This is a genomic window from Parapusillimonas sp. JC17, assembly GCF_052180245.1.
In the GTDB taxonomy this organism is placed as follows: Bacteria; Pseudomonadota; Gammaproteobacteria; order Burkholderiales; family Burkholderiaceae_B; genus Parapusillimonas.
Genome location: NZ_CP197474.1, coordinates 535,268 through 560,858, shown reverse-complemented (window position 1 = coordinate 560,858; position 25,591 = coordinate 535,268). Strand labels below are relative to the sequence as shown.

Here is a 25,591-nt window from a genome sequence, read left to right as displayed (position 1 = left end):
CGTCATTCAAACATCAGGAGTATCTTGTCGTAGATGCGGCCGAAGAACCCGGCTTCGGGGACATCCTGCAGCACATACAAAGGCTCTTCGCGCAGCACCTTGCCGTCGAGCGACAGGGAAACCGTGCCAACGCGATCGCCTTTCTTCAGAGGCGCCACCAAGGGCTGCGCGTACTGCGCCACCGGCTGGACCTGGGCCGACTGCCCGCGCGGCACGGTTACCCACGTGGCGCCCTGCGAACCCAGTCCGACCGAATCGATCTGGCCTTCCCAGACCCGGGCCGTGACCGCCGGCTTGGTGTCGTCGAACAGCTTGACGGTATCGAAATTCTGGAAGCTCCAGTTCAGCAGCTTGAGGCTGTTTTCGCTGCGTGCCGAGTCGCTGGTCGAGCCGACCACCACCGACAGCACGCGGCGGCCGTCGCGCACCGCCGTGGCAACCAGGCAGTAACCCGCCGATTGCGTGTGGCCGGTTTTCAGGCCGTCGACCGTCGGATCCGTCCAGAGCAGGCGATTACGGTTGTTCTGCTTGATCTTGTTGTAGGTGTATTCCTTCTGGCTGTAATAGTGCAGGTACTGCGGGAAGCGCGTGATCAGGTTCTGGGCCAGCACGGCCAGGTCGCGCACCGACGTCAGGTGCGTGGGGTCGGGCAAGCCGGGGGAATTCGTGAAATGCGTGTCTTTCAGCCCCTGGCGCGCCGCTTCGTCGTTCATGAGGCTGACGAAGGCGTTTTCGCTGCCGGCCACTGCCTCGGCCAATGCCACGGTGGCGTCGTTGCCGGACTGCACGATCACGCCCTGCAGCAGTTCATCGACCGTGACCTGGCTGTTGGGCTTGATGAACATGCGCGAGCCTTCGGTCTTCCAGGCTCTTTCGGACACCGTTACGGCTTGCTCGAGCGTCAGGCGCTTGTTTTCCAGCGCGTCGAACACCAGGTAGGCGGCCATGAGCTTGGTAAGCGAAGCCGGCTCGACGGGCTCGTTGGGATTGAGCGACGCGATGATCTGGCCGCTGTTGACGTCCATGGTGAGCCAGGCCTTGGCCGTGAGGTTGGGCGCGGGCACGGTGGCCAGCGCGCCCACTTGCGTGCGGCCGTCGATGGCCGTTGCGGAAACGGCGGCTGCCTCGGGCGCGGCCGAGGGCGCCGCGGCCTGCTGCGACAAGGCCAGCGTGGGCGCCAGGGCCAGCGCCAGCGCAGCGGCGAAATGGGAAATTCGGGAAAAATGCAAGGAAGAATGTCTGTATGTCATCGGCATATCGTAAAGGAATTTTTCCGGGCCGTCACACCGCTGCCAGGCGCAACTGAAGCAGCTGCTTGAGCGCAATCAGCTTGCCATGGAAGAAGTGACTGGCTTCGGGAACGACCACCATGGGAAGGCCGTGGGCGCGCGCGAACTCCATGGATTCCGCAAGCGGCACGACCTCGTCGGCCTCGCCGTGAACCAGGAAGGTATCGGCCGGCACGGCAACATCGCGGAACCGGAAGCGCTCGACCGCCGAGCCGAACAATAATAAAGCATCCGGCACTTTTTGCGAGTGCTCCGCCAGCTGCGAATACAGCTGCGCCGCCACCGACGTGCCAAATGAAAAGCCCGCCAATACCCATTTGCCTGCCGACAGGTCGGGGTAGGCCTGGGAGAATTGCTGCACCAGCAACTCCATGTCGGCGGTCTCGCCCACCGCGGCGTCGAATTCGCCGGCGGAAGCGCCCACGCCTCGGAAGTTGGGGCGCAATGCGGCCAATCCTTCCTGGACACAGGCGCGCGCAATCGTCGTGACGATCTTGTTTTCGCGCGCGCCGCCGTGCAGCGGATGGGGGTGCAGGACCAGCGCCCAGCCGCGCGGCGACGACATGGGCAGATCGAGCACGCAGTCTATGGCGCCGGCAGCGCCCTCGAAGGTGATATTCTGGGTGCGAGCAAGCATATCGGCAGATTAAGATATAAACAAAGCGTGCCTATTTTACGCCACGCATTCCGACACAACGCGCTACAACCATGAACACCCCTTCCCGCCCTTTTCTACCCGACCCGGAAGATCTCCAGGCCGAGCTTCAGTCCCGCCTGCCGCAATTCAAGCAGGTTCAATGGGTCGACCAAACGGATTCCACCAACGCCGACCTGATGGCCAAGGCGCGCGCGCCCCAAGGGCCGCTCGCCCGCCCATGGCTGCTGGGCGCCCATCTTCAGAATCGCGGCCGCGGACGCGCCGGCCGAAGCTGGCAGAACCGCAGCGGCGCGAACCTGATGTTCTCCTGCGCTTTCGACCTTTTCCTGCCGGCGCATCGGCTGCCGACGCTTTCGCCGCTGGTCGGCCTGGCCGCCTGTGAAGCCTTGCGCAACCTCATCGATCCGGCCAATCGCCCGCGGCTGACCATGAAGTGGCCCAACGACTTGCAGTGGGATTCCGCCAAGCTCGCCGGCATACTGGTAGAGGCCACGCGTGCCGGCACCTCGCGCCTGACGGCCGATCACTACGTCGCCATCATCGGCATGGGTGTCAACCTCGACGACGCCCGCTCGCTCAGCCAGTCGCTGAATCGGCAAGTGGCCGACTGGGCGGAAATCGCCCGCCACGACGAAGCCGCGCAGTCCGTCTCGGCCTGCGCCATGGTCGCGGCCCTGGCGCAATCCTGGTATGACAGCTTGAATCAAGTCACGGCATATGGTTTTGATTCGCTTCCTGAACGCTACGCGCAGGTGGATGCGCTGGCGGGACAGCGTATCGACGTTCTCGACAACGGACGCCTGCTGCACGCCGGCATCGCCTGCGGCATCAACAAACAAGGCCAGCTCATCCTGCGCTCTCCGGAAGGAGAAACCGCCGTATCCGTGGGCGAGGTTTCCGTGCGGCCACAGCAGGAGCACAACTGATGCAGGTGCTGATCGACGCAGGCAATACGCGCATCAAGCTGGGCTGGACACGGCGCGGCACCGGCCAGCGCGAGGATCAGGTCCTGGCCCTGGAGCACAACAACATCCAGCAGGTGGCGGCCTGGCTCGCCGCCTTGCCGGAATCGCCCCGCGCCGCCATCGGCGTCAATGTGGCGGGCCAGGCGCTGGCCAAGGAAATCGAATACATATTCAGCTTCAGCCAAGGCTTGGCGATAGACTGGGTCGACGGCGGCACGACCGTGCCGGAAGTCGTCAACCTTTACGACCAGCCCGCCCAGTTGGGGCCGGACCGCTGGGTGGCCATGATCGGGCTCGCCCAACGCAAGCCGCGCACGCCCGCCATTCTGGCCAGCTTCGGCACCGCCACCACCATCGACACGCTTGCGCACCCTTTGGATGCCGCGCCGGCCGCAAGCTACGCCTTTCACGGCGGCCTGATTTTGCCCGGGCCCGAACTCATGCGCGCGTCGCTGGCCAACGGCACGGCAAACCTGCCCAGCGCGGAAGGCGGCGCCGTCGCTTTTCCGACCCATACGCATGCCGCCATCAGCAGCGGCATCGCCGCCGCGCAATCCGGCGCGCTGCTAAGGCAATGGCGCGCCGGCCTGGCGCATTTCGGGCAGCCGCCACAGATATTCTGCAGCGGCGGTGGATGGCCCATGCTGGAAGAAGAAGCGCGGCACGCTCTTGCGCTGATGCAGCGCGACCTGGGTCTGCCGGAAGAAGGCATACAGTGGCTGCAAACGCCCGTGCTGGATGGATTGGCGCGACTGGCGAAGAGCCGGCTGGTCGAATCGATCGAGGGGTCAGACCCCGGATCGAGGGGTCAGACCCCTTAACTCATATTGGGGTCGGACCCCTCAGTTCGTACTTGGGGTCGGACCCCATGCGGGGTCCGACCCCCTTAGTTCTGTGGGCTGTATCGGGGTCAGACCCCGTATGGGGTCTGACCCCCCGCCCTCTCAGCCTTTTACCTTCGACTGCGGCGCTTCCAGCTGAATCGCGTTCTGGTTGCGTTCGGACAGCATGCGCGGTTCGCGGCCCCGTTCGCTGGGCGGCGTACCGAAGAAGCCCTGGCCGAAGCCCAGAACCGCCACGTTGGCCAGCAATACGACAATGAATAGGAATCTCATGCGCGCCAGTTTACCGCAAGCGGAACCTTAGTCGTTGCCGCCGGGCGCCGCCGTGCTGCCCCGGTAGACGACCTCGATGGGAAACGACTGGAACGCCTCGAAGTCCTTGCCTTCGAGCCGCGCGATGAGCTGTTCGGCGGCGGCATGGCCGATCTCGATGATGGGGGTGCGGACGCTGGTCAGGCCGGGCGTCTGGGTGGCGCCCAGGTCGGTATTGTCGATACCCGTGATGGAGATGTCCTGGGGAATGCGCAGCCCCGCCTTGCGGCAGGCGATCATGCCGCCGACCGCGAAGATGTCGTTGGTGGCCACCACGGCCGTCGGGCGGTCCGGCAAGGAGATCAGCGCCGACATGCCCTGCTCTGCGGTATGCAGATGGATGGGGGCATATTGCACATGGCGCGGATCGAGCGCCAGGCCCGCCTCTGCCAGCGCCGCCCGCATCCCCTGCCCGCGCGCCATGGCCCGGTCATTGCCCTGCAAAGGCGCACTGAGCAAGCCGATGTGCCGGTGGCCCAGTTCGATCAGGTGGCGGGTGACCTGATAGGCGGCGGCATGATTGTCGAAGCCAACGCTGGGATGCCGGCGCAGCGGGTCGACGCCCCAGGTCAGCACGTACGGCCGTCCATAGTCTTCGAGCAGGGAAAACAAGGCAGGATGGTGATCGAGGCCCACGAACACGAAGGCATCCATTCCGTGCTGCATCAGCTGCTCGACGACACGCAGCTCAGCGTCCAGATCGTAATGGTGTTCGGCAAGCACCAGCGAATAGCCGCGCGCACTGACTCGCTGATGCACGGCGCTGGTGGTGCGGGCGTACAAGGCATATTCCACCGACGGCACGACGGCGCCGATCATGCGCGTACGGTGGCTGCGCAGGGAACGCGCCCCGCCGTGGGGAACATACCGCAGCTTGTCTGCCGCCGCCCGGACGCGCGCCAAAGTTTCGGGGTCGACCGTGTCGGGGTTGTTCATTGCCCTGGAAACCGTGGCGGTCGACACGCCGGCCAACTGTGCGACGTCTTTCGAGCTTGAACGCGACCGCGGCGTGGAGGCCCGTCGGTGATGAGGGGTTTGAGGCATATGGGCTAGGGCATGTCAACGCCAGGCGAAACAAGCAAAACCATAGCTTAGAAAACGATTACAAGCCACGGTGAAATCAAGCAGATTACGGGTTTATACCTAAATCCATGCGTTGTTTAACATAGATCAAGCTGATATATTACCATGATGTAAACGTTTACATACATCGGTGGCCGCATTCAAAGTCAGGAGACATCATGAATAAAACACCACGCCTCACACAGAAGGACGGTAACGTTGAACAGCCATCCCGGCGCAAAATGCTCAAGCAGGCGGCGTCGGCAACCGCACTCGCCATGGCCGGCCCCGGGTTCCTGTCGCGCGCCTATGCGCAGGGCGTTGATCTCGCGCCTTATCAGTCCGCAAAAATAAACTGGCGGCAGGCGGAAGGCCAGCAGATCACGGTGGCGGTCATTCCTGCCAGCTATTTCGAGAACCTGATCTCGCTGGTGCCTCAGTTCGAGCAACTGACCGGCGTGAAGGTGCGCATGGAAAAAGTCCCGCCGGGCCAGATCCGGCAAAAAGCCATGCTGGACCTGTCTTCCCGCACGGCCACCTATGCCACTCATGCCGCCGACCCGATGTACTACCCGCTGTATGTCGCGAACAAATGGGTCGATCCGCTGGACGGCTATTTGAACGATCCGGCGCTCACCGACCCCGCCTGGTATGACTACGATGACATCCTGAAGGCCTGGCGCGATGCGGACTCGGTGGACGGCAAGCCTTACGGCATACCTTACGACGGCGAAGTCACCGTGCAAGTCTACCGCAAGGACCTGTACGACGCCAAAGGCCTGAAGCCGGCCGACACGCTCGAAGAACTGCTGTCCAACGCCCAGGCATTGAACGACCCCGATAATCGGCTGTACGGCCTGGCCCTGCGCGGTTTCGCGGGCGCCGGGCAGAACATGTATATCTACCCGTCCATCTTCCGCAGTTTCGGTGGTCAATGGTTCAACGGCAATAAGATCGTGGTGAACTCGCCCGAAGCCGTCAAGGCGCTCGAATGGTACGTGAATGCGCTCACCAAATACGCGCCGGCCGCGGTGCGCAACTGGAACTGGCCCGATATCGCCGACGCTTTTTCGCAAGGCACGGTGGCCTGCTATATCGATGCCCACTCTTCGGCGGCCGTCATCACCAACCCGCAGAAGTCGCGCGTCGTGGGCAAGGTCGCCTATGCGCGCTGGCCCAAAGGCCCGGACGGCAAGCGCGTGACCTCCATCTGGAACTGGGGCTTTCCCATCAATGCGGCGCTCAAGGCCGATGCCAAGAAAGCGACATGGCTGTTCATCGCCTGGGCCACGTCCGCCGAAACCCAGGCCCGCACTTCCTGGAAGTCCGACAGCGCTGCGCCGCGCTCCGGCCTGAACCGCAGTTCGCTGTGGAAAGCGCCCGAGTTCGCCGCAGCCATGAAGGGTGCGGGAGACAACTTCATTCCCGCCGCGCTCGAATCGCTGGAACATGACACCGACGTGGATTGGCGTCCACGCGTGCCGCAGTGGCCCGCCATCGGCGACACCATGGCCGTCGCCATCCAGGCCGCGCTGGTGGGCGAGCGCAGCGCCAAGGAAGCGCTGGACCAGGCACAGGCCCGCATCGACCAGATCATGAAGGCTTGACCGCCACATGACCGCCACCGCCTCGATGCCCAGCCGCGCGCCCAAGGAAGGCGCCCCAGGCGCTGCGGCCGCCGGCCGCTCGCTGGCCAGCCAGGAGCGCCGGTTCGCGCTGGCCTTGCTGGCTCCGGCGCTGATCGTGCTTGTCTGCGCCACGACCATTCCCCTGGTCTACCTGGTTTGGAGCAGCCTGCAGCGCCTGGACCTGGCCATGCCGTATCTGTCCGGCTTCGCCGGCCTGGACAACTACATCCATATGGGGAGTGATCCCCGGTTCTGGAACTCGCTGCTGCTCACCGTCATCTACACCGCATCCACGGTGTTCATGCAGGTGACGCTCGGGCTTGCGCTCGCCCTGCTGGTGCTGCAAATACCAAAAGGCCAGGGCCTGCTGCGCGTCGCGGCCATCCTGCCCATCGTGCTGGCGCCCGTGGTGGTCGGCCTGTTCTGGCGCACGCTGGTGCTGGCGCCGGACGTCGGCCTGGTCGACCTGGTGACGCGCTGGCTGGGTCTGGGCAGCTACAACTGGCTGGGCGACCCGCAGCTGGCGCTGATCTCGGTCATTGCCATCCACACCTGGCAATGGACGCCCTTTGCGTTCCTGGTGCTGCTGGCCACGCTGTCCACACTTCCGCCCGACATCTACGAAGCCGCGCGCCTCGATCGAGCCGGGCCTTGGCAGCGCTTCTATTACATCACCCTGCCGCTCATCCGGCCCGCCTTGATCATGGTGATGATCCTGCGGATGGTGACGGCGCTTTCCGCTTTTGCCGCCATCTTCGCCGCGACCGGCGGCGGCCCGGGCTCGTCCACGGAGATCCTCAATCTGTATGCCTACCGCACCTCGTTCTCCGAACTGAACATCGGATACGGATCCTCGCTGGCCGTCGTCCTGCTGGCCCTGACACTGGCCATCGCGTGGATCATATTCCGCCTCCGGAGGCCCGAATGAAAACGATCAGGAGAATCCTGCTGTGGCTGCTCGCGGCCTGCCTGCTGTCCGTATGGGTGTTTCCGGTGTTGTGGGGGCTGCTCACTTCCTTCAAGACCGAGCGCGACGTCCTGGCCTACCCGCCCCTGCTGGTATTCGAGCCCACGCTCAGCAATTACTACGACGTCATCTTCGGTTCCTCGTCCATTCTGCCCAACCTGTGGTCGAGCACGATCATATCGGTTTCCACCACCCTGCTGACCATGCTGTTCGCGGTTCCGGCCGCCTACGCCATGGCCAGGCTCAGGTATCCGGCCAAGCGCGGCAGCGGATTCTACGTGCTCGCCACGCAGATGCTGCCGCCGGTGGGGCTGATCATCCCCTTCTACTTGGTGCTCCAAAAGATCGGCGGGCTGGATACCTATAGCGGAATCACCGCCATCTACCTCACCTTCTCGCTGCCCTTCGCGATCTGGCTGATGGTGTCGTACTTCGAAGACATTCCCTTCGAAATGGAAGAAGCCGCGCTGCTCGACCGCGCTGGACGCTTTCGCACCCTGTGGTATGTGATTCTGCCGCAAGTGCGCGGCGGCATCGCCGTCACCACCGTCTTCGTCTTCCTGAATGCCTGGAACGAATTCCTGTTCGCGGTGGTCCTCACCGGCAACAATGTCCGGCCCGTCACCGTGGCCATGTTCAATTTCATTTCCGTCGAGCAAACGCAATGGGCCCGGCTGGCGGCCGGCGCCATGCTGGCCATGGCGCCCGTCATCATTGTGGGGCTCGTCGCTCAACGACATATCGTCAAGGGACTTACCGTGGGCGCAGTCAAAGGAGGGGGCCGTCGATGACCCAGTCCGGATCCGTAAAACTGGAAAACATCGTCAAGCGCCATGGCAGCTTCACCGCGCTGCATGGCGTCGACCTCGACATCCGCCCCGGCGAGTTCTTCGCGCTGCTGGGGCCGTCGGGCTCGGGAAAGACCACCACGCTGCGCATTTTGGCCGGCCTTGAATCGGTGAACGAAGGCCGGGTGCTGCTGGACGATGTCGATGTCACGCATGCCCAGCCCGGCGAACGCGACGTCGCCATGGTCTTCCAAAGCTACGCCTTGTACCCGCACATGACGGTGGCCGAGAACATCGCCTTTCCCCTCAAGATGATGGGCACGCCCTCAGGCGCCATCGACGGCGCCGTGCAGGAAGCGGCGGCCAAGGTGGGCATCGACCGCCTGCTGTCGCGCCGGCCCGGCCAGTTGTCGGGCGGACAGCAGCAGCGCTGCGCCCTGGCGCGCGCCATCGTCCGCAAGCCGCGGCTGTTCCTGCTCGACGAACCGCTGTCCAACCTGGACGCCAAGCTGCGCGTGGACACCCGCGCCGAGCTGCGCCGCCTGCAGCGGTCGCTGGGCATCACCACGGTATATGTGACCCACGACCAGGAAGAAGCCATGACCGTGGCCGATCGCATCGCCGTGTTCATGGAAGGAAGGATCGTGCAGGTCGGGACACCCAAGGAGGTCTTCCTGAAGCCGGCCAATGCCGTGGTGGCGGCCTTCATCGGCACGCCACCCATGAACTTGATGCCCGCGAAACTGGCCAATGGGCTGGTCAGCCTGCATGGCGCCAGCCTGGCCGTGCAGGGCGCCCGGGACCAGGGCGAGCGCGAAGTGACCCTGGGCGTGCGGCCCGGCGATCTGCACATCGCCGACCAAGGCATCCCCGCCCGGGTGGAGTTCATCGAAGACCTGGGCGACAGCGTTATCGCCATCGTCACGGTGGGCGATCAACACATCAAGATGCGTCTCGACCAGCAAGCCGGCCTGCAGGAAGGGCAGCAAGCATTCCTGGGCTTCGCACCCTCCGCGGCACACTTGTTCGACCGGCAAACCGGCGAACGGTTGCCACATTAACTCCAAAGACACGCCATGAATCATAACGACATACGCAGGCCCAACATCGTGCTCATCCTGAACGACGACATGGGCTATTCCGACATAGGCTGCTACGGCGGCGAGATCCAGACGCCCAACCTGGACCGGCTGGCCGCGAACGGGCTACGCTTCACGCAGTTCTACAACACCGCCCGCTGCAGCCCGTCGCGCGCGTCCTTGCTGACCGGCCTGCACCCGCACCAGACCGGCGTGGGCGTGCTGACCTACGACATGGGGCCCGAAGGCTATGCCGGCAATCTGGGCAAGAACTGCGTCACCATCCCGCAGGCGCTCAAGGCCAGCCAGTACAAAACCTACATGAGCGGCAAGTGGCATGTGGCCAGCAGCCTGACGAAGCCCACCGATACCTGGCCTCTTCAGCGCGGCTTCGATGAATTCTTCGGCACCATCATCGGCGCGGGCAGTTTCTATGATCCCAACACCCTCACGCGCGGCAACGAGAACATCGAGCACGAAGCCCGGGACAACAAGGACTTCTTCTATACCGACGCCATCAGCGACCAGGCGGCGGACTACATCCGCGAGCACGCCCGTCGGCACGCGGGCCAGCCTTTCTTCGAATATGTGGCCTACACCGCGCCGCACTGGCCCTTGCATGCGCATGACGAGGACATCGCCAAATACAAGGGCCGCTTCGACCAGGGCTGGGATGCCTTGCGCGCGGAAAGGCTCAAGCGCCTGATCGACGAAGGCATGCTCGAACCGGAATGGGCGCTGTCGGACAGGGATCCCACCCAGCCGCCCTGGACAGAAGCCCAGGAAAAAGCCTGGCTGCTGCGATGCATGGAAGTCTATGCCGCGCAGGTGGATCGCATGGACCAGGGCATCGGGCGCATCATCGCCGCGCTCGAGGAAACCGGCCAACTGGACAACACCCTCATCATCTTCCTGTCGGACAATGGCGCCTGCGCCGAAGACATCCCCGAAGGCGTCACCGTCGACGAACTCGTCAACAAGCTGATGATCGCCAAAGCCCGCACGCGCACCGGCGAAGAGGTCCACTTCGGCAACAATCCCAACATCATGCCCGGCCCCGAAAACACCTATCAAAGCTATGGGGTCGCATGGGCCAACCTTTCCAACACGCCGTTCCGCCTGTACAAGCACTGGATCCATGAAGGCGGCATCTCCACCCCGCTGATCTGCCACTGGCCCCAGGGCATCAAGGAAAAAGGCGGCATACGGCATGCTCCGGGATACCTGCCCGACATCATGGCCACCCTGCTCGACATCACCGGCACGCCCTATCCGCAGGCATGGGAAGGCAAGCCCGTCGCACCGCTGGAAGGGACCAGCCTGCGGCCGCTCTTCGAAGAAGACGGCCTGGACCGGCCGCCGATGTTCTGGGAGCATGAAGGCAACGCGGCCGTTCGCATCGGCAAATGGAAGCTGGTGCGCAACTATCCGAAGCCTTGGGAACTCTACGACATGGAGGCGGACCGCACGGAACTGCATGACCTGGCAAGCCGGCATCCCGACCGCGTTCAGGAAATGGCCGCGCAGTACGAGGCCTGGGCCGCCCGCTGCGGCGTCCTTCCACGCGAGAAGGTCCTGGCGATGATGAAGGAACAGACATCCGAACCCGCCTTCTGGGAAAAAGAAGGCGAATGACGGCCATGGGCGGCGACGGGCGCAAGCCATGCTGCATGCCGGCGACGCAGGAATCCCGCGGGCCGAGCGCGGCGCAAGGCGGAGCGGCCTCCGACCCCGGTGCCGGCGCGCAGATCGATTCCGCAGCCGCTCCGGCGGCGGCCGGCTCGGGAAATCGGCTCGACGACGGCCTGGCCTGGATACCCGCCCAACGGTTCCTGATGGGATCCAGCGACCGGGATGGCTTTCCCGACGACGGCGAAGGCCCGCCGCGGCTTGTCAGCCTGGACTCGTTCCGCATCGCCCCCACCGCCGTCACCAACAGCCAGTTCTCCGACTTCGTGCGCGACGCGCGCTACATTACCGATGCGGAACGGCTGGGCGCCTCGTTCGTTTTCCAGGGCCAGCTTCTGGCGGACGGAGCCTCGTTGCCCAGGCCTCGCGGCCTGCCATGGTGGCGCGTCGTCGAGGGCGCGTCATGGCAGCGTCCCGAAGGGCCGGGATCCCATATCCACGAACGGCCGGACCATCCCGTCGTGCATATTTCCTGGTTCGACGCCCAGGCCTATTGCGCATGGTCGGGCCGCCGCCTGCCCACCGAAGCGGAATGGGAATGCGCCGCGCGCGGCGGCCTGCATGGAAAACGCTACCCCTGGGGCGACGAACTGGTGCATGAAGGCCGCGCCCGCTGCAATATCTGGCAGGGCGTGTTTCCCGACCAGCCCGCGCCCGGCTGGGCGCCCGGCCCCTTGCATACCCGGTCGTTCGAACCCAACGGCTATGGCTTGTACAACATGGCCGGCAACGTGTGGGAATGGTGCGCCGATGCCTTCACGCCGCACTATCACCGGCTCACCAGCACGCACAATCCCGTGTTCCTGCAGGACAGCGGCCGCCGCGCCATGCGGGGCGGATCGTTCTTGTGCCATGCCTCTTACTGCAACCGGTATCGGGTGGGTGCGCGCAACGGCAACACGCCGGACAGCGCGGCAAGCAATTCGGGCTTCCGCGTTGCCGGATGACGGCGTCAGGGAACCAGCGATTCGTCGCGCTGCTTCGCGGACAGGAACAAGCGCGGCATGTCCATCACGCTAAGCTCGCCTGCCTGTCGCGGCCCCGCGCCGAAGTACAGATGCTCCGGCGCGACTTCCCCTGCCTCGATGAAGGGAAGCGCATACATGCGCACATGGCGCGAGGCCACTTGCATGGCATGCGTTTCGTCGCGCCGCTGCAAGGCCTCCAGCAATACCTGGTGATCGTCCCACGATGACTGGGCTTGTTCGAAAGAGAACGGACCATGGTGCCGGCGGTAGGGACGCGTGCGCTTGCGCAGATAGATCAGTTGCGAACGCAGATAGCTGTTGCCACAGCCGCCGTAGATGCATTCGTGGAATTCCTTGTCGTACTGGCGATAGGCGTCGATATCCTGCCGGGACAGTGCATCGTTGCCCAATTCCTGCAGATAGCGCGCCTTCTTCAGTTGCGAATCGCTGATGCGCTGGGCGGCCAGGCTGGCGCACAGACCTTCGAAATACGCCATCGACTCGAACATTTCGCGCAGTTCGCCAGCGGAAAGCTGTACCACATAGATTCCGGCCCTGGGCACGATACGCACGTAGCCTTCCGCGGAAAGCTGAAGCAGCGCCTCGCGCACGGGCGTGCGGGATACGTCGAACATCTTGCACAGCAAGGTTTCGTCCAGGGTCGTACCGGGCGCCAGTGCACCGTCGACAATGCGGCCTTCGAGTTCCGCGCGCACACGGTCTGTATTGGTGACGAACATATATCGGGATACGGAAAAGTGCGGCGGCGGTTCAACGTGTCGAGCACGTGCCCCCGTCCATTAATACTGATTTTTATTCATTTTATCGGCCCAAATCCGCTCTTCAAGCGCCGATTACACGTCATAAGGGGCCTTATTAAAGGGTTTTGCCAAGGGAGGAAGGCCGGATCCCGCCACATGCCGGGCACGCTAATTGCTAGGAGCCGGCAGCTCGCCAATGCCGGGGCAACGATGCACCATCGCTGGGCATGGCGATCATCAGGTATGATTTTCCGCAGTTCCAACCTACCTCCGCGAGCCTCATGAAACCGATACGCAAAGCTGTTTTTCCCGTTGCCGGACTAGGTACCCGGTTCCTCCCGGCCACCAAGGCCATGCCCAAAGAAATGCTTCCCATCGTCGACAAACCCTTGATCCAGTATGCGGTCGAGGAAGCCATTGCCGCGGGCATTACAGACCTGATCTTCATCACGGGCCGCAACAAACGCGCAATCGAAGACCATTTCGACCGCGCACCCGAATTGGAAGCGGAACTTGCCGCCAAGCACAAGAACGCACTGCTGGACGCGGTGCGCAACGTCATACCTTCCCACGTCAACTGCATCTATACCCGTCAGCCGGCGCCGCTGGGCCTCGGGCATGCCGTGCTGTGCGCCGCGCCCATCGTCGGCAACGAACCATTTGCCGTCCTGCTGGCCGATGACCTGATCGACGCCGACACCTCGGTCACCCAGCAGCTGGTCGAAGCCGCTCACCAGCAGAACGGCAGCGTGCTCGCCATACAGAATGTGAATCGCGCAGACACCGACAAGTACGGCATCATTTCCGGGGACTCGGTCAACGCCAACACCACACGCGTGTCGGGCATGATCGAAAAGCCCGCCCCCGACGTCGCGCCCAGCACCCTGGCAGTCGTTGGCCGCTATGTGCTCGAACCCGAAATTTTCGACCATCTGCGCCAGACCAGCGCCGGCGTCGGCGGCGAAATCCAATTGACCGACGGCATCGCCAGCCTGCTCAAGGCCAAGTCGGTGTTCGGACTGCAATACGAAGGCCTGCGCTACGACTGCGGGAATAAGGAAGGCTTCTTCAAGGCGACTGTGGAGCTGGGGAAGAAGTACCATGGATTAATGCTGTGACGCAGGGGTTCGACCGACCCCGTCCGGAGGTCCAGGGGTCAGACCCCGTACGGGGTCTGACCCCAACTCACCCCAGGGGCCGGACCCCATGCGGGGTCCGACCCCGGCACCATTACAAGGGGTCAGACCCCTCATGGGGTCTGACCCCCTCATTCAGCCCGCCCAGCACACGGGCCACCGCCCCGGTGTGCTTCTGCACCCAATGCGCGCCCGCTTCCCCCATTCGCGCAAGGCGCTGAGGTTCGTCCAGCAATTGCACCGCCATTTGCAAGGCGGCATCGACGTTGGGCGCGCGCAGTGCCGCGCCTTCGTCCATGGCGTCGACCACCGCCTGCTCGAAATTGCGTGTATGCGGCCCAACGATCACCGGCACACCCACCGCGCAGGCTTCGATGAGGTTCTGGCCGCCCAACGGCTCGAAGCTTCCCGCCACGATGGCGACCTGGCTCGTGGCGTAGTACCACGGCATCTCGCCCAAGGTGTCGCCCAGCAGCACGGCGACGTTCTCGCAAGCGTGAAACGCCGTTGAACTGCAGTCTCCCGCCTCGATGAGCTCCGAACGGCGCACGAACGGCAGGCGTGCCTGCTTCAGTTGCTCCGCCGCCTCGTCGAATCGTTCCGGGTGCCGCGGAATCAGGCAGAAAAGCACGCGATCGGCAATGTCCTTGCCATGATTTTGCGCGCGCTTGATCAGCCGATCGATCGCGGCAATGAACAATGCATCTTCGCCTTCGCGGGTGCTGGCGATGGCGATGACCTTGCGGGCAAGGCCCGCCCCGAATTCCCGGCCGCGCTGTATCTTGTCGGCCGGCAAGGAAATATCGAACTTGAAGTTGCCCGATACGCGCACCGCCACGGCGCCCGCCTGCTCCAGCCGCTGCGCATCATGCAGCGTCTGGGCGTAGACTGCATGGAAGCTCGCGTATGCATCGCGCATGACGCTGCCTATCCGCAGGCTTTGCCGCAAGGCGTGGTCGGAGAACCGTGCGCTGGCCAGTATCATGGGCACCCCATGCCGGCGCGCCGATGCCAACAGATTCGGCCATACCTCGCGCTCGATCAGGATACCGGCCCGGGGGCTGTAGTGCGTCATGAAACGGCTAGTCGCACCCGGAAAATCATACGGCAGCCATTGCTGCTCCAGCCGCCCCTGCGCGATGGCCTCGGCAAAGGCCCGCTGCCCCTCGGCGCGGCCAGTGACCGTCATGTGGGTAAGCAACACCGGGAAGTCCTGGTCCAGCAGTGCCTGAATCAAAGGCTGCGCCGCGCGCGTTTCGCCCAGGCTGACCGCATGCACCCATACCGGGCTTCGGCTTTGCGCGGGGGCCGCATAGCGCCCGAACCGGGCGCCGGCACACACGCCCCAGTCTCCGCCGGAACGGCGTGCGCGCAGGGCCATCCAGCCCAGCAAGCCGGGAGACAGCAGTCTGACGAGCGCGGTGTAGAAAAAACGATTCAAAAAAAGCCTGTTGCGTCCAGAAGATGAACTATTTTAAGCATAAAATAGAAGAATCACTTACAGCGCGTATAAAACAGTAACGTGCGTCGATCAAGCGAGCGCATCGCCTCCCAGGGGCACAGTCTGTGTCGCCAGTGCCTGATCGACCGCGCTCAGCACCGTTTCGGCCGAAGGTGCGTTCCCGCGCTCGCCCAGGCTGGCAGTGTAGGCCGGCCCTTCGAGCGGCGTCCGCACCGGTGTCGACGCCTTGTAGATACCTATGGTCGGCCGGCCCAGGCCCGCCGACAAATGGGTCAGCCCGCTATCGAGGCCAACCATGATGCGCGCCCCGGCCAGCACTTTGGCCACTTCGGTGAGGCTCATCCGGGGCAGGACTTCGGCCTCCGCATTGCCCTGCACCAGCTTTTGGGCGCGCGCGGTTTCCGTAGGGCTGCCCGACAGCAGCTTAAGGCTCAGGCCTTTTTCCCGCAGGCGGCCGAAGACCTTGTGCCAGTCTTCTTCCGGCCAGAGCTTGTCGTCGCGGCTGGCCGAGGGCATGATCACCGCGTACGGCTGTATTTCGACACCGTCGGTGATGCGTTCCAGGCCGAAATCCGGAGGGCCTTCATAGGTATAGCCGAACGCGGCCGCCGCCAGCTTGCGCTGGCGCGCGACTGCGGGCTGCCAGAATTCGACAGTATGCTTGACGTCGTAAAAGAGGGAGGCCAGGGGTTCGCGCGCGGAGCGCATGTCCAGACCATGCCGCAGGCCATGGGTCTGGCGCACCAGCCAGATGGATTTCATGAGCGCCTGCATGTCGAGCACGATGTCGTAGTGGCGCGCGTCCAGATTCTTGCGCAGCGCGGCACGCGCCGCGCGTGTTTCCGCCGACCACCAATGCTTGCGCCAGCGCCGATGGGCCACGGGTATGGTTTCGCTGACCGCCCGGTGCCAGCCCGGGATCTCGGCGAAGCTTTCTTCGACGATCCAGTCGATTTGCGCGCCTGGAACGTGGGCCGCGATGTCGGACATGGCGGGCAGCATATGGACCAGATCCCCGAGCGAGGAAGTGCGGACGATCAGGATTTTCTTGCTCATGGCGCCATTATAAATACATCGCGCCGGGGGCGTATCCGCCGTAAATCTCAGTTCTCAAGCGGGCTTGCGGCTGCGCCATTCGACCAATGCGATCGTGACGCCGCTGGCGCAGATCACGGCGATGCCCAGCCAGGTGAGCGGATCGGGGAACTGGCCCCATATGAGCCAGCCCAAGGTCGCCGCGCTGACGATCTGCAAATACAGAAAAGGGGCGAGCATGGAGGCGGGGGCGTAGCGATACGCCTGGATCTGCAGCAAATGGCCCAACGCTCCCCAGAAACCCGTCGAGACCAGCACCATCCACTGCCAGGCGTCGAGCGCCGCCAGCATGGGCTGTATCGTGGGCCATACGAACGGCAAGGCCACCGTGAGCAGCAGGCTGCCCACGGCGCCGCTCCAGAGCAAGGTCGTGAACGGATCCTCGGCGGCCAGGCGCCGCGTGGCAATGAATTGCGTGGCAAACAGGCAGGCGGTCAGCAGTCCGAACAGCGTGCCCAATGGATGCAGTCCGGCATCGGGACGGATGATGATCAGCACGCCCAGAAAACCCACGCCCGCCGCCACCCAGCGCGACAGGCGGGCAGGTTCCTTCAGCAGCCAGGGCGCCACCGCCAGCATGATCAGCGGCGCCAGAAAATTGATGGCCGTGGCTTCCGCCTGCGGCAGGTAGCGCAGCGTCGTGAAAAAGGACAGCGTTGCCAGCAGCATGACGCCGCCGCGCGTGATCTGGGCCCCCGGGCGCTTGGTTCGCAGCACCTTGGCACCGCGCGCCGGCAGGACCAGCCCCAGCACCAGCAGCAGGTGCACCACGTAGCGCACCCAGCAAAGCACCACCAGGGAGACCCCGGCGCCCATCACCCATTTGCCGCTGGCGTCCAGGCCGGACAGCGCCCAAGACGAAAGCACGAGCACGCCTATGCCCACGAAGGGCCGACCGGTACCACTGGCTGACGGTTTCATTACAGGGCAACGAGCTCTTTCTTGTAGCGCGACGCGCGCTCTATATACGTTTGCGTATTGCGGCGCATGCCGGCGACGTCTTCGTCGGAAAGCGTACGCACCAGCTTGGCCGGCGCCCCCAGGATGAGCGATCTTTCGGGGAACACCTTGCCTTCGGTAACGACCGCGCCGGCCCCCACCAGGCTGTCCTTGCCGATGACCGCCCGATTCAGCACCACCGCCTGTATGCCAATGAGCGCGCCGTCTTCGACCGTGCAGCCGTGCAGCATGGCTTGGTGGCCGATGGTGACGTTTTCGCCGATATGCACCGGGCATCCCGGATCGTTATGCAGCACCGCCCCTTCCTGTACGTTGGACCCCTTGCCAATGACGATGGGCTCGTTGTCGGCACGAATCACCGCCCCCGGCCACACGCTGGTGTTTTCATGCAGCGTGGCCTGCCCGATGATGGTGGCCTCGGCCGCAACGAACGCGGACTCGTGGATGTCGGGAGCCATATTGCCAAGCTTGTAACAGGTCATGATGAACGCAGTGTCTCGATATTGAAAAGCCTACAGATCGTAGCAGGAAAATCCGTGGCGGTTAAGGGGTCGAGAGTCGAGGGGTCAGACCCATGGGTCTGACCCCAGGCAAGAGTACAGGGTCAGACCCCGCAGGGGGTCTGACCCTTCAACCCTTACAATATCCCGATGAGCAACTGGTACATTCTGCCGAACGGCAACATCAAGCATACGAACGGACTCGAACTCCAGCCCGAGAAAGACTGGTTTCCCACGCCGGAAAGCATGGAGGCCATGTTCGCCGCCCAGCGCGCGCTGGGCACGCCCGACGAACTTATCGTCAAGCGCATGATGGACATGGCTGTCGACGCCGAGCGCTGGCTGCGGGATAACGTAGGCTGAAGGGTCAGACCCCATGCGGGGCCTGACGCTGGCGGTGGGGGTCTGACCCCGGGCAGCGGGAAATAACGGGGTCAGACCCATTGGGTCTGACCCCAAGCTGCGTGAATCAGGCCCCGGCCGGGAGCTGGCTGCCTTCGATGTTCACGGGCTTTCCGCCCTCATCGAAATACGCGCTGGTTACCGTGTCGATGGCGGCGGCGTCCAGTGTGCCGGCGGCGCCGGCGAGCATCAGGCGGGCCAGGACATATTGCAGCCGGGCCTGGGTAAGCTCCAGCCGCGAGCGGTAAAGCTGGTCTTGTGCGTCGAGGATGTCGACGATGCTGCGCGTGCCGGCCTGGTAGCCGCGCTCGACGGCCTTCAAGGCCGCCGCGCTGGACTCCACCGCCACGACCAGGGCCGCGATGCGCTCCGCGCCGCTGACGACCGCCTGATACTGGCGGGTGACTTCCACCGCGATGCGCTCGCGTGTCGCCTCGAGTTCCTGCGACGCGCGGTCGCGGTTATGGCGGGCCTGCGCAACCTGGGCGGACGTCAGCCCCCCGGAAAAAATCGGCAGGGAGATCTGCACGCCGAAGGATGTCGTGTTGCTGTCCTGGTCGCGCGTCGAGATGGTTTCGTTTTCGACCAGCCTGCGCGATGCGACGATGTCCAGCGTGGGCAGATGCCCGCCAAACGTGCGGTCGATTTCGCGCTCGGAAATGCGTACGGCCTCTATGCCGGCGCGGATTTCCGCATTGTTCGACATGGCCGCCGACAGCCAGCCTTCCAGGGTGGCCGGATCCAGCGACCGTGTTTTGAAGCCGCTTTGCAAGCCGACGATGGCCGACGGCGCACTGCCCACCATTTCCTGGAGTTCGCGCCGCGCCACCACCAGCGCGTCCTGCGCCTGGATCAGGTCGGCCCGCGCCAGATCGCGCCGGGAACTGGTTTCCCGGACATCCGTGATCGTGCCTTCGCCGCTGTCGAAACGGCGCTGCGCGGCCAGGATTTGTTTCTCGTTGGCTTCCAGATAGCTTTGCGACAGCACCACGTTTTCGTAGGAAAGCAGGGTCTGGAAATACCGGTTGATCAGGCGCACCGCCGTATCCTTGGACCGGGTATCGAACACAGCGAGGCTGTAGTCCGCGCGAGCATTGCCTTGTCGATACTCGGCGATGCGGCTCCAGTTGAAGACCGATTGCGTGGCGCGGATCTCGTTCGTCTTGGCCATGTAATCCAGATCGGTCGTCGCCACGCCCCCGAAAGCCGTAGGGCTGTCCAGCGTGCCGCGGATCTTGTTGCGCCCCAGCGAGGCGCTGACCTGGGGCAACAGCCCCGCGCGGCCCATGGCGCGATTGGTCTGCCCCGCTTCGCGCTCGCTGATGGCCGCCTGATAAGTGGGATCGTTCTGCAGCGCGGCGCGCCATGCGTCTGACAAAGTCAGCACCGAACCGGGCGCCACAGCGGCCGGCACGGGAGCGGCGGGTTGCTGAGCCAGGGCGCCGCCCCGCGCGGCCAGCAGGCAGACCGCGCTTGCAAGAGCCAGGGCCATACGCATGATGCTATTGCTCCTTGAAGGATTTATCGAGCCGTTCGAGGAAGGGCTTGAGCAGATAGCTGAGCATAGTACGCTCGCCGGTGCGGATCAACACCGACGCCGGCATGCCCGGACGAATGGCGTTGCCCGCCAGCATCTCCATGCCCTTGGGGGTAACCTTCACTTGCGCCAGGTAGTAGGGCATGTGCGTGGCCTGGTCCACCAGCCGGTCGGCCGACACCGTCAGCACCTTGCCCGGAATATTGGGCGTCTGCGCATGGTTGAACGCGGGGAAGGTGATTTCGACGTCGAGGTCGGGATGGACCTTGTCGATAGCCTGCACCGGCACCTGCGCCTGAACGATATAAGTGTGGTCCAGGGGCACGATTTCCATGACTTCCGTGCCTGGGCGGATGACCCCGCCCACCGTATGCACGCTGAGGTTCTGGACATAGCCGTCGATGGGCGCGCGGATCTTGGTTTCGCGCACCGTGTAATCCAGCGCCGACAAGCGGTCGCCCAGCGCGGACGCCTCTTTCTGGACCTCCGAAAGCTGGGACTGGACTTCTTTTTGATAGTCCTGGCGACGCTGCAGGATGCGGAGCTTCAGCTCGGCCACCTGATTGCGCGTGCGTCCGGCTTCGACCACGTCATTGGACAAGGCGGCCTGCAGTTGCGCCGCGTCGCGCTCCAGCTCGAACATGCGGTTGCGCGGCAGATAGCCTTCCTTGGCCAGCTCGCGCACGCCCTTCAGCTCGCGCTGGATGAAACCGATCTGGTTCTTGCGGTTGGCCTGCACCTGGGCCAGGCCCTTCAACTGCTGCTCGGCGCCATTTAGGTTCTCTTGCAGGATCGCGATTTCGCCCTCCAGGGCCTCGCGCCGCGTGGCGAACAGCATGTCCTGCGTGCTGGTGGCGCTGATGTAGCGCGGATCCGCCTGGAAACGCTCGGCCACGGTCGGGTCGTACACGATCTTGGGCAAGCCGTCGCGTTCGGCCAGCAAGCGCGCTTCAGAAGTCTTGGCCAGAATGTACTGGGAGCTGATCACCCCCTGCTCCGCCACCGCACGGGTGTCGTTCAGGCGTATGAGGATCTGTCCGGACTTCACCTGGTCGCCCTCGCGCACCAGGATTTCCTCGATCGTGCCGCCTTCCAGATGCTGGACCGACTTGCGATTGCCGAAGACCTGCACGGTAGCGTTGGCGGGAATGCCGGCATCCAGGGGCGCAAACGCCGCCCACGCCGCAAAGCCGCCGAAACCGATCAGCAGCACCGCCAGGCCCCAGCGCAACGGCGCTCCGAAATTCGTATCGACCTTGCCGCCCGGCATGTCCAGGCTATTGTCGGAGTCTTTCTTTTTCAACCAATTCATGTTCAAGCCTGGCCTTTAGCGACGATCTGCAAAGGAGCGCTCTGGCCGCCGGGCTGCGCGGCGGCCGACGCAGCCGCCTGAATCTGCTGCTGACGCAACGCCTTCAGGACTTCCTCGCGCGGACCATACATGGTGGGCGTGCCATCGCGCATGACCAGCAGCTTGTCGACCGCGCTCAGCACGTTCATGCGGTGCGTGATCAGGATGACCGTCGCGCCCCGCCGTTTCAGATCGAGAACCGTCTGGACGAGCGCCGCTTCGCCGACATCGTCCAGGTTGGAATTGGGTTCGTCCAGCACCACCAGGGAGGGATCCCCATAGATGGCGCGGGCCAGCGCAACGCGCTGCTTCTGCCCGCCCGACAAGGAGGCGCCATCGACGCCCAGGCGCGTGTCGTAGCCCTTGGGCAAGCGCAGCACCATTTCATGCACGCCCGCGCGCTCGGCCGCCTGGATCACCTTGGCAGGGTCCGGCTCGCCAAACCGCGCGATGTTCTCGGCAATGGTGCCTTCGAAGAGCTCGATGTCCTGCGGCAGATAGCCAATATGTGGCCCGAGCTCGTCCTTGTTCCACAAATAGACGTCGGCACCGTCCAGCCGCACCTTGCCCGCCTGCGCGGGCCATACGCCCACCAGCAGCCGAGCCAGCGTGGACTTGCCCGAGGCAGACGGCCCGATGATGCCCACGGTCTCGCCCGCCTTCACGCCAAAATTCAAGCCCTTCAGAATGGCCGCCTGGCCGCCGGGCGCCGAGGCGTAGACGTTTTCGAGCAAAAGCTCGCCCTTCGGCGCGGGCAGGCTCAGGGTTTCGCCGCGCGGCGGCGCGGACTGCAGCATTTCGTCCAGGCGCGCATAAGCCTGGCGCGTGGACAGCGCCTGCTTCCAGGTCCCGATGGCCAATTCGACCGGACCCAGCGCCTTGCCCATCAGGATGGAGCAGACGATCATCATGCCCGCCGTGATCGTACCTTCGATCACCAGCAAAGCGCCCGCGCCCAGAATCAGCGACTGCAGGGAAATACGCACGAAGCGCGTGGCCGTGCTGATGCGCGCGTTGCGATCCGACGCCAGGGTCTGCAGCGACAGCACCCGGCTGTGCTGGCCAAACCAGCGCGAACGCAGGCCGGGCAGCATGCCCATGGCCTCGATGACCTCGGCGTTGCGCAAATGATTGTTGGCGAACGCGCCCGCGGCGATGGACGCCTGATTGGCCTCGGCCAGCGGCTTCTGCGTTGCGATATTGGTGATGTAGGCCAGCACGAACAGAATGATCGAGCCGCCAAGGGTGATCAGGCCCAACAGCGGATGCACCATGAAGGTGACCGCTATATATATAGGCGTCCAGGGCGCGTCGAAAAAAGCGAACAGCGCGTTGCCGGTCAGGAACTGGCGCAAATTGGTGAGGTCGTGGATGGCCTGCGAAGGATTCCCGCCCTGGCGACGCAGATTGCGCTCGAATGCAGCGGTGAACACACGCTGGTTCAGCATCATGTCGAAACGGTTGCCCACCCGGATCAAGACCGAAGAACGCGTGAATTCCAGCAAACCCGACAACAAGTACAAACCCACGACCAACAGTGTCAGCATCAACAGCGTGGTTTCATTGCTGCTGGCCAGCACGCGATCGTACACTTGCAGCATGTAGATGGACGGCGTCAGCGCCAGAATATTGATGACACAACTGAATGCGGCCAGGCTATAGAACGTCTTGCGAAAGCGATATAGCGCCTCGCCCAGTTCGGTGCGACGGGTTGACTTCATGAATTAACCTGTAAGCATCACACACCCGCAATACGCGCCGCATGTGAAGAGTAAAGACCAGAGAACCAACTTTTAATTTCTTGAAAAAGCCTTTTACTATATCACGTTAAGAGGTGCTCCCGGGCGCCGGACCCCATCTGGGGGCCGACCGAAACAACCCTTAAATTCAGCTGACGGAAAGAGCCTTCGCAAGGGGTCAGACCCCATTGGGGGGTCTGACCCCGGCAACTTCAAGGGCCTGACCCCGAATGGCAAATTCCTGGGGTCAGACCCCGAATGGGGTCTGACCCCAACCCCTCACGGCCCAGCAATCAAACTCCGGGGTCTGACCCCCCTTTATTCCTCAGCTGAAACGAATGGTCCCGCCATCGTTCAGGAATTCCAGGTCCAGCTCGCCGTCAGCCGTCTGCAAGGACGACGCCTGTGCCGCCGCGTGCTGCTGCGCCAACTGGCCCAGTTTCTGCAGATGCTGCATGGACAGCAGTTGGCAATACACCATGGGCAGCGCCCCCGCCTTGCGGACCTCGTCCAGCGCCTCGGCGGAAAGCGCATTCAGCGCCGCTTCGTCGACACGGAACAAGCCCTGAACCGTTTGCTCGCCCGCTTCCGTTTGCAATTTGATGAGCCAAGGCTGGATAAGTTCATGCTTTTGCAGCACCGCGCAAATGTTTTGCGTGGCCTGACGATTGGCCGCCACCTGGCTCAGGAAATTCAGCACATCGCTCACCGCCTTGGACGGCTGCCCGCCCTCATCGAAGAAAACCTCGCCCTCGAGCTCGGAAATCAAGCCGCTGTCCTCGATCACGCACAGCACCTGCTGGCCGTCCTCGGTATTGGCCAGCGCAAAGGGATAGCCCCGATAGCTGGCCGGCACGTAGCCGCCCAGCCAGCGGCCGTCGGGAGCCACGAACAGATTCTTGCCGCCCGCCAAACCCTGCACCGCCACCGGCACATAGCGGTCTTCCATGGATATGAAGCCTATGGGCAAAGACATGCATGCCTTCGGCAGCTCTTGCACGACCAGCGCCGCCACTGCATCGGCGGCCGCGAATGAATAGGAAGAATAACGCTGCCAGCGCTTGCCGGCATGACGTTCCTTGGATACGGCTTGTAGATTGGCCATACAGCAGTCCTTTAAATGAATAAGGCCCGCCGGCAATGCAAATGCAGCGGCAGGCCTAGAATGGGGCTATTGTAAAGCAGGAGGGCGAATCGTTAATGAATCTGACATATCGTGCTCACGCTTCGGCATTGAGCTGCTTGACGGAATCTGTATTGCAGAATGATAATCAGGCATGATCCATTCGTTCGAGTGCCTTGACACGGAATCCCTCTTCCATAGTCACCCTGTACCCAGGTTCAGGAACATCGAACGTGTCGCTCGGCGAAAACTGTTACAGCTACACGCCGCTATGGAACTGACCAGTTTAAGAGTGCCACCCGGCAATCAACTTGAGGCTCTCAAGGGGAATCGTAAGGGTCAGTTCAGTATCCGCGTCAACAACCAATGGCGGATATGTTTTGTTTGGCATGAAGGCGGCGCTTATAACGTAGAGATCGTCGACTACCATTAGGAGCGCTTATGGCAGAATTATTGGAAGAGATCCACCCAGGCGAAATTTTGCTTGAGGACTTCATGAAGCCAATGGGAATTTCGGCCCGACGGCTCGCGTCCGATATTGACGTTCCCCCCAGCCGCATCAGTGAAATCGTTCATGGGACCCGTCCAATTACCGCAGACACCGCGTTACGCCTGGGGCTTTTTTTCGAGATGGACGCCCGCTTTTGGCTAAACCTGCAAACTGAATACGACATGCGGGTTGCTTCTCGTACGACACTATCAAAGATCGGCCCACGGATCCGCGTGTTTCACCAAGAGGCTGAATGAAAGCGGTATTCCGTAGCCTGGAGCACAGCACCGCCATTGAGGAAATCCCGGAATTGCTGCACACTTTGATGCGTGTAGTGCAAAGCGCGGGCTTCGAAGAACTGAACCGCAGTTTGACCGCCTACATACAGCATTTGGTATTGTCCCGGCCAAACCCATGGAGCCGGTACCAACCGTCACGACTTTGCAGGAGCTTGCCATGTTGATCAGTGAAAAGCCGGGCATATGGGCTCGGCAATGGGAACAGGAAGGGATTCAGAAAGGGCGTGTGGAAGGGCGTGAAGAAGGACGCACTCAAGGTCGTCAGGAAGGCATGCGGGCCGGACAAGCGGCATTGCTGGAACGCCTATTGACTCGCAAGTTCGGCGGCTTGCCCGATGCGCTCATCCAGCGCATTCGACAAGGCACGTCTTCAGAGCTCGAAGCTTGGTCTTTGAACTTTGTAGAAGCGAATTCCCTTGAACAGGTGTTTACTACGGAAAAACCTGGCGGCAAACGCTAAGCTGAGTAATCGCAAGAACCGCTCTCTAT

Annotated in this window: 26 protein-coding genes; 13 read left to right on the top strand and 13 right to left on the bottom strand. The window is 63.2% G+C overall.

Annotation, left to right across the window (positions count from 1 at the left end):
* Positions 1–2: 2 nt before the first annotated feature.
* Both ACSBPU_RS02670 and ACSBPU_RS02665 read right to left on the bottom strand, forming a co-directional pair.
* Entirely contained in the window at positions 3–1,250 is a 1,248-nt protein-coding gene (locus ACSBPU_RS02670; protein WP_442595363.1) for a D-alanyl-D-alanine carboxypeptidase family protein, read from the bottom strand.
* A 31-nt stretch (positions 1,251–1,281) separates the two neighbouring features.
* Positions 1,282–1,926, bottom strand: coding sequence for an alpha/beta hydrolase (locus tag ACSBPU_RS02665; RefSeq protein WP_442595361.1), 645 nt, complete (start codon positions 1,924–1,926; stop codon positions 1,282–1,284).
* Positions 1,927–1,997: 71 nt separating this feature from the next.
* On the opposite strand from ACSBPU_RS02665, the gene ACSBPU_RS02660 reads away from it, so the two are divergent.
* Together ACSBPU_RS02660 and ACSBPU_RS02655 are read left to right on the top strand one after the other, a co-directional pair.
* Positions 1,998–2,873, top strand: coding sequence for a biotin--[acetyl-CoA-carboxylase] ligase (locus ACSBPU_RS02660; RefSeq protein WP_442595359.1), 876 nt, complete (start codon positions 1,998–2,000; stop codon positions 2,871–2,873).
* On the top strand, positions 2,873–3,733 hold the full coding sequence (locus tag ACSBPU_RS02655; protein ID WP_442595357.1) for a type III pantothenate kinase: 861 nt from the start codon (positions 2,873–2,875) through the stop codon (positions 3,731–3,733). Before ACSBPU_RS02660 ends, ACSBPU_RS02655 begins: the two co-directional genes overlap by 1 nt.
* A gap of 123 nt (positions 3,734–3,856) precedes the next feature.
* Here ACSBPU_RS02655 and ACSBPU_RS02650 read toward each other — a convergent pair whose 3' ends face one another.
* Positions 3,857–4,027 (bottom strand): hypothetical protein, encoded by a 171-nt coding sequence (locus tag ACSBPU_RS02650; protein WP_442595355.1) that lies wholly within the window; start codon positions 4,025–4,027, stop codon positions 3,857–3,859.
* 27 nt (positions 4,028–4,054) lie between these two features.
* Positions 4,055–5,110: a LacI family DNA-binding transcriptional regulator gene (locus tag ACSBPU_RS02645; RefSeq protein WP_442595353.1), complete on the bottom strand. Its 1,056-nt coding sequence runs from the start codon at positions 5,108–5,110 to the stop codon at positions 4,055–4,057.
* A gap of 197 nt (positions 5,111–5,307) precedes the next feature.
* Between ACSBPU_RS02645 and ACSBPU_RS02640 the strand changes: the two genes are divergently transcribed.
* From ACSBPU_RS02640 to ACSBPU_RS02615, 6 genes are read left to right on the top strand one after another with little or no spacing between them, the layout of a single operon-like run.
* Complete coding sequence (locus tag ACSBPU_RS02640) at positions 5,308–6,735, top strand: ABC transporter substrate-binding protein (RefSeq protein WP_442595351.1); 1,428 nt, start codon at positions 5,308–5,310, stop codon at positions 6,733–6,735.
* Positions 6,736–6,742: 7 nt separating this feature from the next.
* Positions 6,743–7,684: a carbohydrate ABC transporter permease gene (locus tag ACSBPU_RS02635; RefSeq protein ID WP_442595349.1), complete on the top strand. Its 942-nt coding sequence runs from the start codon at positions 6,743–6,745 to the stop codon at positions 7,682–7,684.
* Complete coding sequence (locus ACSBPU_RS02630) at positions 7,681–8,514, top strand: carbohydrate ABC transporter permease (protein WP_442595347.1); 834 nt, start codon at positions 7,681–7,683, stop codon at positions 8,512–8,514. Before ACSBPU_RS02635 ends, ACSBPU_RS02630 begins: the two co-directional genes overlap by 4 nt.
* On the top strand, positions 8,511–9,572 hold the full coding sequence (locus ACSBPU_RS02625) for an ABC transporter ATP-binding protein (protein ID WP_442595345.1): 1,062 nt from the start codon (positions 8,511–8,513) through the stop codon (positions 9,570–9,572). Before ACSBPU_RS02630 ends, ACSBPU_RS02625 begins: the two co-directional genes overlap by 4 nt.
* Positions 9,573–9,587: 15 nt before the next feature.
* Complete coding sequence (locus tag ACSBPU_RS02620; protein ID WP_442595343.1) at positions 9,588–11,225, top strand: arylsulfatase; 1,638 nt, start codon at positions 9,588–9,590, stop codon at positions 11,223–11,225.
* Positions 11,222–12,226 (top strand): formylglycine-generating enzyme family protein, encoded by a 1,005-nt coding sequence (locus ACSBPU_RS02615; RefSeq protein WP_442595341.1) that lies wholly within the window; start codon positions 11,222–11,224, stop codon positions 12,224–12,226. The genes ACSBPU_RS02620 and ACSBPU_RS02615 overlap by 4 nt, the downstream gene beginning before the upstream one ends.
* A gap of 5 nt (positions 12,227–12,231) precedes the next feature.
* Here ACSBPU_RS02615 and ACSBPU_RS02610 read toward each other — a convergent pair whose 3' ends face one another.
* Positions 12,232–12,987 (bottom strand): GntR family transcriptional regulator, encoded by a 756-nt coding sequence (locus ACSBPU_RS02610; RefSeq protein WP_442595339.1) that lies wholly within the window; start codon positions 12,985–12,987, stop codon positions 12,232–12,234.
* Between the two features lie 302 nt (positions 12,988–13,289).
* Here ACSBPU_RS02610 and galU point away from each other — a divergent pair, with 302 nt between their 5' ends.
* Positions 13,290–14,126 (top strand): UTP--glucose-1-phosphate uridylyltransferase GalU, encoded by an 837-nt coding sequence (gene galU / locus ACSBPU_RS02605; RefSeq protein ID WP_442595337.1) that lies wholly within the window; start codon positions 13,290–13,292, stop codon positions 14,124–14,126.
* 112 nt (positions 14,127–14,238) lie between these two features.
* On the opposite strand, the gene ACSBPU_RS02600 is transcribed toward galU, so the two are convergent.
* The 4 genes from ACSBPU_RS02600 to ACSBPU_RS02585 all read right to left on the bottom strand — a co-directional run bounded on the left by ACSBPU_RS02600 (position 14,239) and on the right by ACSBPU_RS02585 (position 18,143).
* A complete protein-coding gene (locus ACSBPU_RS02600) occupies positions 14,239–15,585 on the bottom strand; it encodes a 3-deoxy-D-manno-octulosonic acid transferase (RefSeq protein ID WP_442595335.1) in 1,347 nt (448 codons plus the stop codon).
* A gap of 90 nt (positions 15,586–15,675) precedes the next feature.
* Positions 15,676–16,662 (bottom strand): lipopolysaccharide heptosyltransferase I, encoded by a 987-nt coding sequence (gene waaC / locus ACSBPU_RS02595; protein WP_180070103.1) that lies wholly within the window; start codon positions 16,660–16,662, stop codon positions 15,676–15,678.
* Positions 16,663–16,716: 54 nt separating this feature from the next.
* On the bottom strand, positions 16,717–17,622 hold the full coding sequence (locus ACSBPU_RS02590; RefSeq protein WP_442595333.1) for a DMT family transporter: 906 nt from the start codon (positions 17,620–17,622) through the stop codon (positions 16,717–16,719).
* The gene (locus ACSBPU_RS02585; protein WP_442595331.1) at positions 17,622–18,143 is read right to left on the bottom strand and encodes a gamma carbonic anhydrase family protein; all 522 of its coding nucleotides are present in this window, start codon (positions 18,141–18,143) and stop codon (positions 17,622–17,624) included. The genes ACSBPU_RS02590 and ACSBPU_RS02585 overlap by 1 nt, the downstream gene beginning before the upstream one ends.
* A gap of 168 nt (positions 18,144–18,311) precedes the next feature.
* Between ACSBPU_RS02585 and ACSBPU_RS02580 the strand changes: the two genes are divergently transcribed.
* Positions 18,312–18,524, top strand: a complete 213-nt coding sequence (locus tag ACSBPU_RS02580; protein ID WP_180070108.1) for a hypothetical protein — start codon at positions 18,312–18,314, stop codon at positions 18,522–18,524.
* A 106-nt stretch (positions 18,525–18,630) separates the two neighbouring features.
* Here ACSBPU_RS02580 and ACSBPU_RS02575 read toward each other — a convergent pair whose 3' ends face one another.
* The 4 genes from ACSBPU_RS02575 to ACSBPU_RS02560 all read right to left on the bottom strand — a co-directional run bounded on the left by ACSBPU_RS02575 (position 18,631) and on the right by ACSBPU_RS02560 (position 24,295).
* Positions 18,631–20,061 carry a TolC family outer membrane protein gene (locus tag ACSBPU_RS02575; RefSeq protein ID WP_442595328.1) on the bottom strand — a complete coding sequence of 477 codons (1,431 nt, stop codon included), beginning with the start codon at positions 20,059–20,061 and terminating at the stop codon, positions 18,631–18,633.
* 4 nt (positions 20,062–20,065) lie between these two features.
* Positions 20,066–21,412 (bottom strand): HlyD family type I secretion periplasmic adaptor subunit, encoded by a 1,347-nt coding sequence (locus tag ACSBPU_RS02570; protein WP_442595326.1) that lies wholly within the window; start codon positions 21,410–21,412, stop codon positions 20,066–20,068.
* Between the two features lie 2 nt (positions 21,413–21,414).
* Positions 21,415–23,172 carry a type I secretion system permease/ATPase gene (locus ACSBPU_RS02565; protein ID WP_442595324.1) on the bottom strand — a complete coding sequence of 586 codons (1,758 nt, stop codon included), beginning with the start codon at positions 23,170–23,172 and terminating at the stop codon, positions 21,415–21,417.
* A 343-nt stretch (positions 23,173–23,515) separates the two neighbouring features.
* Positions 23,516–24,295 carry a SapC family protein gene (locus ACSBPU_RS02560; protein WP_442595323.1) on the bottom strand — a complete coding sequence of 260 codons (780 nt, stop codon included), beginning with the start codon at positions 24,293–24,295 and terminating at the stop codon, positions 23,516–23,518.
* A 172-nt stretch (positions 24,296–24,467) separates the two neighbouring features.
* Between ACSBPU_RS02560 and ACSBPU_RS02555 the strand changes: the two genes are divergently transcribed.
* The 3 genes from ACSBPU_RS02555 (at position 24,468) to ACSBPU_RS02545 (ending at position 25,562) form a co-directional block, all read left to right on the top strand.
* A complete protein-coding gene (locus ACSBPU_RS02555; RefSeq protein WP_442595321.1) occupies positions 24,468–24,746 on the top strand; it encodes a type II toxin-antitoxin system RelE/ParE family toxin in 279 nt (92 codons plus the stop codon).
* 8 nt (positions 24,747–24,754) lie between these two features.
* Complete coding sequence (locus tag ACSBPU_RS02550) at positions 24,755–25,060, top strand: HigA family addiction module antitoxin (protein WP_442595319.1); 306 nt, start codon at positions 24,755–24,757, stop codon at positions 25,058–25,060.
* Positions 25,061–25,259: 199 nt separating this feature from the next.
* Complete coding sequence (locus tag ACSBPU_RS02545) at positions 25,260–25,562, top strand: DUF4351 domain-containing protein (protein WP_442595317.1); 303 nt, start codon at positions 25,260–25,262, stop codon at positions 25,560–25,562.
* Positions 25,563–25,591 lie beyond the last annotated feature (29 nt).